The organism is Dyadobacter sp. CY356 (assembly GCF_021440195.1).
GTDB lineage: Bacteria > Bacteroidota > Bacteroidia > Cytophagales > Spirosomataceae > Dyadobacter.
Genome location: NZ_JAJTSZ010000003.1, coordinates 177,165 through 192,343, shown reverse-complemented (window position 1 = coordinate 192,343; position 15,179 = coordinate 177,165). Strand labels below are relative to the sequence as shown.

Genomic DNA, 15,179 nt, shown 5'->3' with positions numbered 1-15,179 from the left:
TACATACATAATTTCTAGTTCAGCATCATTTAAGTAACGCATGTCGAATACCTTTTTGTAATGGCCAAAAGAAGAAACAGTGATGAAGGAGACTCAGCATCTCCCTTTGCGGTGAAAAAAATAAGTTGGGAAGGACTCAAAAAAACATTTGCCCTTTTTCGTTACATACTTCCCTATAAGTGGGTTTTTATCGTCGGGATGGTATTCCTGACACTTTCAACTTTTACATCTCTTGCCTTTCCAAAATTGGTAGGAAGTATTGTGGAGGTAATTGAAGGAAAATCAAAATACACAATCAACCAGATAACAGGCTTTTTAATTCTAGTCCTCGTTTTCCAATCCATATTTTCGTTTCTACGCATATTTCTTTTCACAAGAGTAAGTGAAAGAGCGATGGCGGATCTGCGCCGGGATACGTACAGCAAAATAATTACGCTTCCTCTAGGATTTCTGGAACAACGCCGTGTTGGCGAATTGACAAGCCGGGTTACTTCCGATGTTTCCCAACTGGAAGGTGTTTTGTCATTCACAATTGCAGAATTTTTCCGTCAGGTGGCAACGCTGATTGTTGGTATTGCCATTATCTCCTATACTTCCTGGAAGCTGACACTTTTCATGATGGGGACTTTTCCGATCCTGGTTATTGCCGCTGCTTTTTTTGGAAGATACATTCGTCGTTTGTCAAAAAAGGCGCAGGACGAACTGGCGGCAGCCAATGTAATTGTTGAAGAAACTTTGCAATCTGTTAATGTTGTAAAAGCTTTTACAAACGAACATCTGGAAGTAAACCGTTACGAAACAGCTTTGGGACGTGTTGTAAAACTGGCACTTCATGCGGCAACTTTCCGTGGCGGATTTGTATCCTTCATCATCTTTGCCATTTTCGGTGGTATTGTAGGTGTGATCTGGTTTGGAGCCGGTCTGGTACAATCGGGTGATATGAGCCTTTCCGATTTGTTTACCTTCATTTTATACACAACATTTATCGGCGCTTCCATCGGTGGTATGGGTGATTTGTATGCACAGATCAACAAAACTGTTGGTGCGTCTGAAAGAATATTTGAGCTCCTTCTGGAAACCTCCGAAGTTTCTGTGGAAGAATCTGCCAAAGAGCCGGAAAGTCATGTACTTGGTGAAATTCAATACAATGATGTTCACTTTGCCTATCCGTCCAGAGCGGATCTTCCGGTTTTGAAAGGAATTTCGTTTCATGTGAAGGCGGGAGAAAAAATTGCGCTGGTTGGATATAGCGGTGCCGGGAAATCGACGATTATTCAATTATTGATGCGTTTCTATAACCATCAATCAGGCGAAATACTGATCGACGGAAAATCTGTTTCTGATTATGGCATTTCTGAATTGCGTAAAAATATTGCCATAGTTCCTCAGGAAGTTATGCTTTTTGGTGGTACGATTTATGAAAATATCGCTTACGGCCGTCCATCAGCTACTGCGGCTGAAATTTTTGATGCGGCTAAAAAAGCATACGCTACCGAATTTATCGACACTTTCCCGGAAAAATTTGAAACCGTTGTGGGTGAGCGCGGGATAAAATTATCAGGCGGCCAGCGTCAGCGGATTGCTATTGCGCGTGCCATTTTGAAAGATCCTAAAATCCTGATCCTTGATGAAGCAACCAGCTCCCTGGATGCAGAATCGGAAAAACTGGTACAAATTGCCCTGGATGAATTGATGAAAAACCGCACGACGATTGTCATTGCCCACAGATTGGCAACAATCCGGAAAGTGGATTCAATTTATGTAATCCGCGAAGGACAGATCGCAGAATCCGGTTCTCACCAACAATTATCGTTGCTCGACAATGGCTTGTATGCAAGTCTGATTAAATTACAGTTTGAAACCGCAGAAAGCCATTAATGGATAATCAAAAGGAAATTACCAACCCACACACTTTTTTTGAAGCAGAATTTCAAAAGGCAAAATCAGCCGAAGCCGTTGCTGCTGAAAGATTTAATTTGCTGTCAATTGGAAGAATTGCTGCATTTCTGAGCATTTTCGGAACGGCCTGGCTTTGGAATCATTTCAACCAACCGGGCTGGGGAATTGGTACTGCCATTGCTTTTGTTTTATTTTTGATACTGATGCGTCTTCAGCAGACAGCCAAAACGAAACGTAATTTCCAGCGGAATATCCAGACAATAAACGAAGATGAAATCCAGCGGCTTTCTTTTAAATTTTTAAGAAAAGATACCGGAATTCACTTTCAGGAAAAGAATCACTCCTTCGCCACCGATCTTGATATTTTTGGCGAGTATTCATTATACCGCTTATTAAACCGGACAAGAACTTCCGAAGGCAGCCGCCGGCTGGCAAACTGGCTGAAACATCATGCTTCACTGGAAGAAATTTTGATGAGACAGGAGGCGGTGGAGGAATTCAAAAACAATCCTGAACTCAGACAAACCTGGGAAGCGACTGCACTTTTACATGAACACGCAGCCCAGCAGGTTGGTGCATTCAGGGATTGGTCCGCAGAAACTTTACCGGATTCGCTACAATCCTCACTCCGCTGGCGGTTTTTTCCGTTGGTGACTTTACTGATCGGCGGACTCTTTTTCGCAGGTTTTATCCCTGGCTGGTTGCTGATTTTGAGTCTTGCCTGGCATCTGGTTATTCTCAGGCGTTATCAGGAAACTTTGCAGAATATTGTAAACCGGACCACAGCACTTGGTTTTACACTTTCTGCCTATGCTGATTTGCTGGATATCGCCGACGCCGCTCCATTCCGGTCGCGCTGGTGGAAACAAAGACAAACCTTAATCCGCGGATCTGCGCATTCACTTAGAAAAGCAGGCATGTTGTTTGAAAGACTTGATTACAGAAATCATCCCTTCTTCGCCATTTTTGTTGGTATCACTACGATGTGGGATTTGCACTGTCTGGCTGGTTTGGAAAGCTGGAAAAAGAATAACAAAGAACATTTACATGACTGGCTCGACGTACTTGCCGATACCGAAGCCATGAACAGTTTGGCCGGAAATGCCTTTGCTTATCCGGATTCAACGGTTCCTCAGGTAACCTGGGAAAAAGGTGTTTATATTGAAACCAGTCAAATGGGACATCCGCTTATCCCGAAAGAAAAACGGGTAAGCAATAATTTCGGCATGAATGGCCTGGGACAAACCATATTGGTAACAGGTTCCAATATGTCGGGTAAAAGTACATTTTTAAGAACCATTGGACTAAATCTTGTTTTGGCGCAAATGGGCGCGGTAGTATCCGCAAGCAAATTTGCCTGTTCGCCGCTACGCGTTTTCAGCAGTATGCGTACGCAAGATTCTCTGGAAGAAAGTACATCTTCTTTTTATGCTGAATTAAAACGTTTGCGTCAGCTCTTGGAATTGGCTGATGAAAAGAATGAATCGCCGGTTTTTTATCTTTTGGATGAAATATTAAAAGGAACGAATTCGGCCGACAGGCATAAAGGTGCAGAAGCTTTAATCCGTCAGCTGCATGCAAAAAGTTCAGCCGGGTTGGTTTCAACGCATGATCTGGAATTAGGTGAGTGGGGCGCGACTGAAACTTATGTCCGGAACTTCCATTTCCGTTCAGATGTAGAAAACGGACAGCTCAAATTTGATTATCAGTTACACGACGGAATTTGTAAATCCTTCAACGCATCCGAATTGATGCGCATGATGGGAATTGATATTGACATGCAAAAATCCTGATCAGACTACCGTTCATAAAAGGTTTTTGAATGAAATCATGCCTTTTGAGTAACTTTACTGTACGACTTTACGTTTATTTGTATTAGCAAGAAAAATAAAAGTTTAATATTTGAAAATAAAGAACCTTCCTCGCCTTGAGATATGGCTCCAATTTTCAATATCCATTATCAATTTCAATAATTTCAAGACTGAATGGAATACTTAGAGTACCTGATTATGGCCGGACAGCTCATCCTGGGTTTGTCTATTTTGGTAGGATTGCATGAATGGGGGCATATGTATGCCGCTAAGACGTTTGGTATGCGTGTTGAAAAATACTTCATCGGTTTTCCTCCGAAAGTATGGAGTATTCAAAAAGGAGAAACAGAATATGGAATTGGTGCAATTCCACTGGGTGGATTTGTAAAAATATCGGGTATGATTGACGAATCCATGGATACCGAGGCCATGAACAAAGATCCCCAGCCATGGGAATTCCGCTCAAAACCAGCCTGGCAACGGTTAATTGTTATGCTTGGTGGTATTATTGTGAATGTCATCGTTGGTGTTTTCATCTTTATCGTCCTGGCGTATATTGATGGAGAAAAGATTTTATCCAATGCCGAAGTAAATAAATATGGAATTGTAGCCGGAGACCTTGCCAAAGAAATTGGTTTGAAAACTGGTGATAAAATTGTGAAGATCAACGGAAAAAGCTTTGCTGATTTCAACGATGTGGTTAGCTCGGATGTCTTCCTTGGAAGTAACAGCTCTTATACTGTAAATCGTGGCGGGCAGGAAGTTGATATCGATATCCCTAATAATTTTATCGAAAAGCTTTCAGAAGCAGATCGCGAAGAGAAAAATACTTTCATTATGCCTGCTATGCCGTTTAAGATCAGGGAACTGGTTCCGGGCATGCCAGCCGCGAAAGCAGGTATTAAAGCGGGCGATAAAATTGTTTCAATCAACGGTGCTCCGATTCATTATTATAATGAGTTGCAGGAAACACTTCCCAAACTGAAAGGACAGGAAGCCAAAATCGTAATTGACCGCGCAGGAGTTCAGCAAGATGTAAATGTGAAAGTTTCTCCAGACGGAACAATTGGTTTATATCCTGAAAGTCTTCTGGCGTTTACAACAATTAAATTTACAGTTGGCCAGGCAATTTCTGAAGGTACGGTAAATGCTTTCAACGTTGTTTTCAATAATATCAAAGGTTTTGGTAAGATTTTCCGCGGAGAAGTTTCGGCTTCAAAAGCATTGAGCGGCCCGATCGGGATCGCGCGTATGTTTGGCGGCGTTTGGGACTGGAACCGTTTCTGGCACCTGACTGGTTTGCTTTCCATGGTTTTGGCATTTATGAATGCTTTGCCAATTCCTGCTCTCGATGGAGGCCACGCCGTTATTCTTTCTTATGAGATTATTTCCGGCCGTAAACCTTCTGATGTTTTCCTTGAAAATGCACAGAAAGTAGGTATGGTCCTGTTGCTTGGACTGATGGCCTTTGCCATTTTCAACGACGTTTGGAAAGCTGTTTTTTAAAATATTCTTCATTGACCGGCTTATGCTGTAAGCCGGTCAATGTTATAAATTATCCTCATCTTCTTACAAGTTTGCATTGAAGATCACCCGTCTCACTTTTCTGCTCCTTATTTTCTGGCTCACAAGCTCTTTTGCGCCCAAACATCAGTATCATGTAAGCGTAACGCAAATGAAGTATGACAAGCCTGCGAAAACCTTTGAAATAAGTATTCGTATTTTTACGGATGATCTGGAAAAAGGGCTTTCAGAAGATAACAATAAACGTGTTTTCACGATCAAAAATAATGATCAGAATAATTCCTTTGTTGAGCATTATATCCGCAAACACTTTGCCCTGAGCAACGCACAGAGAAAAGCAGAAATCCAGTATGTTGGCAAAGAAGAAGAAGCTGATGCAACCTGGATCTATCTTGAAATTCCATTTTCGGAAAATCCGGAAGGCTGGAAACTTCAAAATAGTATATTAATGGAAACGTTTGATGATCAGGTTAATATGATGAATCTGAAACTTCCTTCCGGACCAAAAACCTTTTTATACAAAAAAGGACAAGCCGTTCAAACGCTTTAAAAAAGGTGAATATTGACATTTTGCCTGACAACATTTGGCTGGCATAGCAATTTTGTTGTATTTATCCCTTTCATTTGAAAGTCATTATTTATAAATTGGGAAAAGATTATCTGTCATTATGGCAGAATGCCTATGAAATTTGAACCTTCTGACCTCTATAGTCGGCTGCTTATGTCCGATTCGGATTTAGATAGCCTTGAAATTGTTCCCCTGGGTGGTCCCGAGGGCTCTGATGAACCTTTTGAAGTACCTAATGAACTTGCCATTTTGCCAATCAGGCAAACGGTACTTTTTCCCGGAATGGTTATTCCGGTTACCGTAGTACGCCAAAAAGCAATCCGTCTGGTCAAAAAAATATACCGTAATTCGGATATTAACATGCGGATTTTAGGTGCGGTTACCCAGGCAAAACCAAATAAAGAAGATCCTACCGCAGACGACCTGCATAAAATCGGAACGGTTGCACATATTCTGAAAATGATCACGCTTCCGGATGGAAATGTCACGATCATCGTTCAGGGACGTCAGCGTTTTGAAATAAAAAAGATTTTAAGTGAAGATCCATACCTGACGGCAGAAGTTCAGGCTATTGAGGATTCGTTTGTTGCGCCTACCAAAAAGGAATCCAAAGCACTTTTGCAGTCACTTCGTGATGGCGCGCATAAAATTATGCGTCTGAATCCGGAAATTCCGCAGGAGGCCAGAATTGCGCTTGATAATATAGAAAGCCCTGTTTTCCTGATCCATTTTCTTTCTTCAAATATTAATGTTGAAGTAGTAGACAAACAAAGATTACTGGAAGAGAGAAACGGTCATAAACAGGCCACACTTTTGCTTCAATACATGATGCGGGAGATTGAGATGCTTGAATTAAAGCGTGAAATCCAGTCCAAAGCAAGTTCTGATATTGATCAGCAGCAGCGTGATTATTATCTGCGTCAGCAAATTAAAGTTTTACATGACGAGCTGGGAATTGATAGTCCCGAGCGCGATATGGATGATATCCGTGCCAAAGCTAGTCTGAAAAAATGGTCAGATACCGTTCGTGCGCATTTTGATAAGGAACTTGCCAAATTGCAGCGCATCAATCCCATGGCACCTGAATATCCGGTAACCCTAAATTACCTTGAAACACTGGTTGATCTGCCTTGGGGTGAATATACAAAAGACAATTTTGATCTGGTCCGAGCACAAAAAGTGCTGGACGCAGACCACTTCGGTTTAGAAAAAGTGAAGGAAAGGATCATCGAATATCTGGCAGTTTTGAAACTGAAAGGTAATCTGAAAGCTCCGATCCTTTGTTTGTACGGTCCTCCCGGTGTTGGTAAAACTTCCCTTGGAAAATCAATTGCAAAAGCACTGAACCGGGAATATATAAGAATGGCGCTAGGTGGTGTGCATGATGAAGCCGAAATTCGCGGCCATCGTAAAACATACATTGGCGCAATGCCGGGAAAAATAGTGCAGAATATCAAAAAAGCAGGTTCAGCAAATCCTGTTTTCATTCTGGATGAAATTGATAAAGTAAGCTCAGATTATCGTGGCGATCCTGCTTCTGCCCTGCTGGAAGTTTTGGATCCGGAACAGAATTCTTCTTTCACTGATAACTATCTGGAAGTTGAATACGATCTTTCCCGCGTACTTTTTGTAGCCACTGCCAACGCACTTGATACAATCCACCCGGCACTCCGCGACCGTATGGAAATTATTGAGATGACGGGTTACACAATTGAAGAAAAATTGCAGATCGCCAAGCGTTATCTGGTTCCAAAACAGCGCAAAGATCACGGTTTAAAAGCAACGGATGTGAAGTTCGATGATGCAGCTTTGTTACGCGTTATCGAAGGTTATACCCGTGAATCAGGTGTACGGAATCTGGAACAAAAAGTAGGAACGCTGGTTCGGAAAATCGCAAAATCCGTTGCGATGGATCAGGAATATCCGAAAACGATAAAAATTGAACATGTTGAAAAATTCCTTGGTGCAGAGGTTTTTGATAAAGATCTGTATCAGGACAACGATTTTGCAGGTGTGGTTACAGGTTTAGCCTGGACTTCGGTAGGTGGAGAAATCCTGTTTATTGAAACCAGTTTAAGCCGCGGAAAAGGTAGTCTGACACTATCAGGACAACTGGGTGATGTCATGAAGGAATCCGCTATTACGGCTCTTTCCTATCTAAAAGCACATTCTGATAAGCTGGATATTGATTACCGTCTTTTCAATCATTACGATCTGCATGTCCACGTCCCGGCCGGAGCAGTTCCCAAAGATGGTCCTTCTGCTGGTATTACCATGGTTACTTCGATGGCTTCTATTTTTACGCAGCGTAAAATTCGTCCGTTTTTGGCCATGACCGGTGAAATTACTTTACGTGGAAAAGTACTTCCAGTGGGTGGTATCAAAGAAAAGATCCTTGCAGCAACGCGTGCTGGTGTGAAAGAAATTATCATGTGCTCAAAAAACCGCAAAGACGTTGAGGAAGTACCGGCCAACTATATCAAAGGCTTAACTTTTTATTATGTGGATAAAGTTGATGAAGTGTTAGAGATTGCGCTTCTTCCTGAAAAAGTATCAAACGCCACAACTTTTGTTTTTCCTGACGAAAAGAAAGAAAAAGAAGAAAGTGGTTATGTAACATTAACCGTATAAAAGTTGACCTGATTTATTTCAGCATATTATCCCCAAAAGAGGCGCCCAAAAGGTGCCTCTTTTTTTAGGGGTTTGATCCGGGAAAAAGCGTCATATTTATGAACAAGAAATTTAGAAAAATGAGCGTATCGCAGCTATCTCCCGAATTGTTAAAACAACATCCTGAATTATATCCCGACCTAGATAAACTTTTGGCCTTACCTGAAAAAATAATCCAGTTTGGTACAGGCGTACTTTTACGCGGACTTCCTGATTATTTCGTCAACAAAGCCAATCAGCAAAATATTTTTAATGGCCGGATTGTCGTTGTAAAATCAACGGCACAAGGAAGTGCTGATGCCTTTGAAACGCAGAAAAATGTTTTTTCTCATGGTATCAGAGGTATCCAAAACGGGGAACATATTGATGAAACGGTGATCAATACCGCTATTAGCAGAACACTTTCTGCAAGTAATCATTGGCCCGAAATTCTGCAATGTGCTCATAATCCGGAAATGCAAATCGTCATTTCCAATACAACAGAAGTTGGTATTCAGTTTGTGGAAGATAACTTGCAGGCTTCTCCCCCAACCTCTTTTCCTGGAAAATTAACAGCTTTTTTATACGAGCGTTTTAAATTTTTTAAAGGATCAAAAGAATCCGGAATGGTGATCGTACCTACTGAACTTATTGTTGGTAATGGTACGAAACTGCATGAAACTGTTCTAAAACAAGCACAGGAACATAACCTCGGAAATGATTTCATCAACTGGATTGAACAGCATAATCAATTCTGCAATTCACTCGTTGACCGGATTGTGCCAGGCAAACCTGATGCCGAGACGGTCGCGGAGTTATCAGAAAAATCGGGGTATAAAGATGACCTTTTGATTGTTTCAGAAGTTTATAGTTTGTGGGCCATTGAAGGTGATGAACATGTTAAATCTGTTCTAAGCTTTGCGCAGGCTGATAACGGAGTCGTGATCGAACCTAATATTGATCTTTTTAGGGAACTGAAACTTCGTCTGCTTAACGGTACCCATACATTAGCTTCCGGTTTGTGTTTTTTACATGGATTAAATACGGTTCGTGAAAGCATGGAAAATCCGGAAACATCTGAATTTATCGCGGATGTTATGCTGAAAGAATTAGCTCCGGCCATTCCCTATACAGTTGAACCTGCCCGCGCGCAGGAATTTGGGAATCAGGTTCTGGATCGTTTCAGAAATCCATTTATCCGACACCAACTAATCGATATTACAGTTCAGTATACTGCTAAAATGAAGATGCGTAACATACCTACGCTTTTAAATCATTATCAGAAATCAAGTGAGGTTCCTGTTCTTTTCGCCAAAGGATTTGCCGCTTTTTTACTATTTATGAAACCAACGCAAATTTTAGATGGTATTTATTCAGGTGAAAGAAACGGGGAGTTATACCCGATCCGCTGTGATTCAGCAGCTTACTTTGCAGAGAAATGGGAAAATACAGAATCTAAATCCGGACTGGTCCAAAAAGTTCTGAGTGACGATTCACTTTGGGGAGCTGATCTGACTTCACTACCAGGTTTTAGTCAGGCAGTGACAGAAAATCTGGAATTGCTTTCAAAGAAAGAAACAATTATTAATTAGCGTTATCTGTAATATTAAAAACCACTTGTTGATGGTCGGCAAGTGGTTTTTTGGTTTTTATAAGCTTTAAATTATTTAGTGCCCCGGGTCTCGTAAGATTGATTTTTTTTCCACATCTTAACATTGGTCCAGATCTTACGGTTTTTAATATCAGGTAAATATCTATTCCCTTTTAATACAAAATAACAGTAAGCCAACAACGGATATGTACCCAAAATGACAGCAGCAAAATTCGCGTTAAAAAGGCCTAAACCTATGACAAGAGCAAAGACCGAAATTCCCAGAAACAGATGAAATCGTTTAAAAAATCGCAAATAACCATCAATATCTACCAGCGACCGTTGCTGTTCCGACATCGTATTATAGCCCGAAAGAATATATCTGGCGTTATCTTTCGTCACCAGAAATCCCATTGAAATAAAAACGACTGATAGAAGTATGGCAGGAATTATCATAATCCGATTATTTTGAAACGATCATTTTGATCCAGTCGGAGATTTCAGTTAAAGCCGTCGGTGAAAATGTTTGCTCAATTTTATCATATTCTGTTGGTGAACCTGTGGTGCATTCCTGAAAAAGATGGTTCAGATTTGGCAATTCCTTAATCTTAAAGTTTTTATTTCCTCCTTTTTTTAATGCCCTTCCGATTCCTTCCAAATCCTCTTTTGGAGGCACTTGTAAATCTTTTTCTCCGTTTAATGCCAGGACTGGACATTTTACTTTTTCCAAAGTTTCAGCAGGATTATATCTCAAAACAAATTGATACCAAGGCGTAGCGATCTGATTTATTGACTTCATCAAATACTCATTTCGTTTATCAGCTGGTGGTTGCTGGTTAGCCGGAAGCAATTTAAAGGCCTCATCCATAATGGGTAAAAGTTCCTTTTTTATTTCAGCAAAATCCGATTTACTTTTTAAGATATCATATCCCTTTTTATTTAATGCGTCAATTTCATTTAAAACACTTTCAGAAATACCATTAGCTTTAAAAATTAAATGCGCTTGTTTTATTAAAAGCTCATCGCCGGGAAGTCCAGGCCCTGCCAATAAAACAATAAAAGCAACCTTATCAGAACCAGCCGCAATCATAGGAGCTATTATACCACCTTCACTATGACCGATCAGGCCAATTTTCTTTCGGTTAATTTCTTTTCTAGTTTTTAAATACGCCACCGCTGCTTCTGCATCCGTGGCAAAATCTTTGGTTATTGCAGTGTTAAAATCGCCTGTTGACTGCGCAGTTCCGCGGTCGTCATATCTCAAAACTGCAATACCATTTTTAGTAAGATAATCCGACAGAACAAGAAATGGTTTATGACCTAATAATTCTTCATTCCGGTCTTGCGGGCCACTTCCGGAAATCAATATCACAGCAGGGAAATTTCCTTCTTTTGCCGGTAGGGTAAGCGTTCCGGCCAATGTTATTTTGTCTTTCGCATTATCAAATTTCACATCCTCGGAATAATATGGATACGGTTTCACAGGCTCCTGCGGTCTGGAAAGTTTCGGTTTTTCTAACGCTCCCCGCCCTAGATCCAAAGGATAAGACTGGCCGTTTTGCTTGAAAATTCCTTTAAAAATATTGTCTGCACCTAATGTTCCTGCATATTCTGCATTTAGGCTTGTCATTGTAAATTTCAAAACGGAATTATTGTATTCAACTGTATTGACAGGAATGCCTTTCGCACCTTGACTGGGGCTATCCAAAGTGGCCGAATAACCTCCGTTTATCTTTGTTACATGAAGCACCAGTCCTAACTGTCCGCGTGGAACTTTGAGAATTCCTGACCATTCGCCGGAAATATCCTGAGCTGAACAATTAAGAAATATGAGAATTAGGAATGTAAATAGTAATGTGTTTTTCATTGTGATATATTTGTGAAGGGGTAAAAAACAATCTCTTTTTTAAGTGTAAGCAATTACGTTTAAAGAAAAGAGAAAGTAAACAAGAATGTGATAACCGGAATCAAATAACCGTCATGGAGCAAAACACACAACTCGAACTGGCAGCTCAATTCGTTCACAATACCAATAAAAACATCTTTTTGACAGGAAAAGCAGGAACGGGAAAAACAACTTTTTTGCATAACCTTAAAAAGACACTTCATAAACGGATGGCGATTGTGGCACCTACGGGCGTTGCTGCAATTAATGCCGGCGGTGTAACGATCCATTCTTTTTTCCAGTTACCATTTGGTCCTTATATTCCTGAAAGTAATCCGAATGAACAGCGTTACAGCCGTTTTAACAAGGAAAAAATAAATCTGATCAAAAGTCTGGATCTGCTCGTGATTGATGAAATCAGTATGGTGCGGGCCGATATGCTGGATGGAATTGACGAAGTCCTAAGAAAATATAAAGACCGGAATAAGCCTTTTGGCGGAACGCAACTGCTTATGATCGGTGATCTGCATCAGCTTTCTCCTGTTATCAAGGATGAAGAATGGAACATGCTCAAACCGTATTATGATACCGTTTTCTTTTTTAGCAGCAATGCACTCCGGCAAACAGATCCGGTCAGGATTGAGCTGAAACATATTTACCGCCAATCGGATACTTTTTTTATTGATCTGTTGAATAAAATCCGTGAAAATCAGCTCGATAAAGTTAGTCTGGCAGCTTTGAACGAACGTTACATTCCCAATTTTAAACCCGCAGAAGATGAAGGTTATATCACTTTAACGACCCACAATAACACAGCCCAGGAAATAAACAGTGAAAAACTGAATGAACTGAAAGGCAAAACACAGCATTTTGAAGCGCAAATCCATGATGATTTCCCCCAATTTGCTTATCCGACTGAACAAAGTCTGGCGTTGAAAATTGGGTCGCAGGTCATGTTTGTTAAAAATGATTCATCGCGTGACAAGCTTTATTATAATGGAAAAATTGGTACTGTTACACGTTTCGACGACGACACCATTTTTGTAAAATGCAAAGGTGATTATACTGAAATTGATGTACATCCGGCCGAATGGAAAAACATTAAATATGCTTTAAATCCGCAAACAAAGGAAATTGACGAGCAGGTTATCGGTAGTTTTATCCAATATCCACTAAAACTCGCCTGGGCAATTACCATTCACAAAAGTCAGGGTCTGACATTTGAAAAGGCCATTATTGACGCGAACAATTCTTTTGCACATGGCCAGGTTTATGTAGCATTGAGCCGTTGCAAAAGTTTTGAAGGCATGGTTTTACGCACGCCGATTTCCCAAAACAGCGTAAAAACGGATGGAACCGTAGCAGCTTATACCAAAGATGCCAGTGCAAATGAACCCGACAGCGACCAGCTTACAAATTCTAAAATGAATTTTCAGCGTTCGTTGTTACTTGAATTATTTGATTTCAGTGAAATGAAATATGCTTTTTCAAGACTGAACCGGGTTGTTGCGGAACATGAAAATGTCATCAATAAATCGGTCAGTATCACTTTGAAATTGATTCAGGCCACAGCAGATCAGGATATTTTTAATGTTTCGGATAAGTTTAAAAATCAGCTGAACCAGTTTTTCGTTGAAGCCGGTCTACCGGAAGAAAATGAAAACCTGAACGCGCGCGTCCAAAAAGGATGTGTTTATTTTTATGATAAAATCGAACAATCCATTTATCCGGAAAGTCGGGCGTTAGAAATTGATGTGGATAACATCGCTGTAAAAAAGGTAGTAGAACTGGCCTTGGAAAACTTTCAGCGGGCTGTTTTCACCAAGCGATCTGTTATGCTGGCTTGTAAGGAAATTTTTAATACTGCTACTTATTTACGAGCGAAATCAAATGCCGAAATTGACTTTAAGGTCAGTATAAAAACCGCAACACCGGTTACCAAAGCAGCTGCCGCGCTTAAAAATATTCCAAATGCAGAGTTATATAAAACAATTCGCGACTGGCGGAATAACCTGGCCACAGAAAAGGATGTTCCGGTTTACATCATTTTGCCGCAAAAAGCATTGGAGGAATTGGTATCAAAATTACCAACTACGCTGGCTGAGCTGGAAGCCGTAAAAGGCATTGGAAAAACGAAGGTAAGGCAATTTGGGAAGGAGCTGGTGACGATGATCGTAACGTATTGTGAAGATAATCAGATTGAAAAAAATACTTCGCAGCTGACATTGACCAAAGAAAAGGCGGATACAAAAAAAGTAAGTTTTGATCTTTTCAATTCCGGAAAAACGGTTGAAGAAATTGCAGAAGAAAGAGGTTTTGGTGTGACGACGATTGAAACACATCTGGCACATTACATCGGCACCGGCGAACTGGATATTTTCGATATTTTCCCAAAAGAAAAGATCAACAAAGTGATCGATTATTTCATGGAAAACAAGCAGGTTACTTTAAGTGAGGCCAAAGCGGCGTTAAGTGAAGATGTTACTTACACGGAATTACGGGCTGCTTTGAAACATTTGGAGTTTTTGGGAGTGTAACTAAATCATTATGGCCGTTCCGCTAAATCTTCCAGGTATTCAATCTTTCTCTGATATTGAGTTACTCGAATTAAGTCTGGCTAATCCGGATCTAATTATTGAACGAGACAATAACGGTCAGCTTTTTATAAAAATAATTTCCGTCCCGGTATTAACGAGTGCCAATAAAAGTGAATTAATTGGTGAAGTCGGGATATGGAATAGAAAAGCCCATTCGGGTAAGATATTAGGACCAGGTTGTGGTTATTTTCTAAAGGATACTTCCATGCGCGTTCCTGACGTTGCATGGATAAGATTAGAACGCTGGAATGCACTTTCCATGTCCGGGAAAAAATCTTTCCCGTATCTCGTGCCGGACTTTATTATTGAGCTAAAATCAGAAACGGATAGCTTGATGGAACTGAAAGCGAAGATGCAAAAATGGATCGATAACGGGGTCAGACTTGGCTGGCTTATTTCCACCGAAAAGCAGATCACTTATGTTTACAAACCTGATGAAGAGTTGAAAACGATTTTGTTTGACGAATTGATTTTTGGCGAAGAGGTTTTGGATGGTTTTTCTATTCGGTTGCGTGATATTTTGGAGTATTGAACTTCTAAAAATATTTATCAATACATTCGCAAATCCACTTATAATCAAATTTCAACTAATTTATTCAAAGTTTGATTATACCCCTTTTCCGATTTGGTGTATAGTCTTAGACTATTTATTATT

At 40.4% G+C, this 15,179-nt stretch carries 10 protein-coding genes; 8 read left to right on the top strand and 2 right to left on the bottom strand.

The features are described 5' to 3' along the window. Positions 1-60: 60 nt before the first annotated feature. The 6 genes from LXL81_RS12645 to LXL81_RS12620 all read left to right on the top strand — a co-directional run bounded on the left by LXL81_RS12645 (position 61) and on the right by LXL81_RS12620 (position 10,043). Positions 61-1,878: an ABC transporter ATP-binding protein gene (locus tag LXL81_RS12645; RefSeq protein WP_234647155.1), complete on the top strand. Its 1,818-nt coding sequence runs from the start codon at positions 61-63 to the stop codon at positions 1,876-1,878. Beyond that, positions 1,878-3,692: a MutS family DNA mismatch repair protein gene (locus LXL81_RS12640; protein WP_234647154.1), complete on the top strand. Its 1,815-nt coding sequence runs from the start codon at positions 1,878-1,880 to the stop codon at positions 3,690-3,692. Before LXL81_RS12645 ends, LXL81_RS12640 begins: the two co-directional genes overlap by 1 nt. Positions 3,693-3,884: 192 nt before the next feature. Further along, positions 3,885-5,216: an RIP metalloprotease RseP gene (rseP, locus tag LXL81_RS12635; protein ID WP_234647153.1), complete on the top strand. Its 1,332-nt coding sequence runs from the start codon at positions 3,885-3,887 to the stop codon at positions 5,214-5,216. Between the two features lie 76 nt (positions 5,217-5,292). Further along, positions 5,293-5,784 carry a DUF6702 family protein gene (locus LXL81_RS12630; protein ID WP_234647152.1) on the top strand — a complete coding sequence of 164 codons (492 nt, stop codon included), beginning with the start codon at positions 5,293-5,295 and terminating at the stop codon, positions 5,782-5,784. A 171-nt stretch (positions 5,785-5,955) separates the two neighbouring features. Beyond that, positions 5,956-8,433 (top strand): endopeptidase La, encoded by a 2,478-nt coding sequence (lon, locus tag LXL81_RS12625; protein ID WP_234647151.1) that lies wholly within the window; start codon positions 5,956-5,958, stop codon positions 8,431-8,433. A 98-nt stretch (positions 8,434-8,531) separates the two neighbouring features. Then, entirely contained in the window at positions 8,532-10,043 is a 1,512-nt protein-coding gene (locus tag LXL81_RS12620; RefSeq protein ID WP_234647150.1) for a tagaturonate reductase, read from the top strand. A 71-nt stretch (positions 10,044-10,114) separates the two neighbouring features. On the opposite strand, the gene LXL81_RS12615 is transcribed toward LXL81_RS12620, so the two are convergent. Together LXL81_RS12615 and LXL81_RS12610 are read right to left on the bottom strand one after the other, a co-directional pair. Beyond that, on the bottom strand, positions 10,115-10,498 hold the full coding sequence (locus LXL81_RS12615) for a DUF3784 domain-containing protein (protein WP_234647149.1): 384 nt from the start codon (positions 10,496-10,498) through the stop codon (positions 10,115-10,117). A gap of 7 nt (positions 10,499-10,505) precedes the next feature. Continuing rightward, on the bottom strand, positions 10,506-11,909 hold the full coding sequence (locus tag LXL81_RS12610) for a S9 family peptidase (protein WP_234647148.1): 1,404 nt from the start codon (positions 11,907-11,909) through the stop codon (positions 10,506-10,508). 113 nt (positions 11,910-12,022) lie between these two features. Between LXL81_RS12610 and LXL81_RS12605 the strand changes: the two genes are divergently transcribed. Then, positions 12,023-14,464, top strand: a complete 2,442-nt coding sequence (locus tag LXL81_RS12605) for a helix-turn-helix domain-containing protein (RefSeq protein WP_234647147.1) — start codon at positions 12,023-12,025, stop codon at positions 14,462-14,464. A 10-nt stretch (positions 14,465-14,474) separates the two neighbouring features. After that, positions 14,475-15,056, top strand: coding sequence for a Uma2 family endonuclease (locus LXL81_RS12600; protein ID WP_234647146.1), 582 nt, complete (start codon positions 14,475-14,477; stop codon positions 15,054-15,056). Positions 15,057-15,179: the final 123 nt, after the last annotated feature.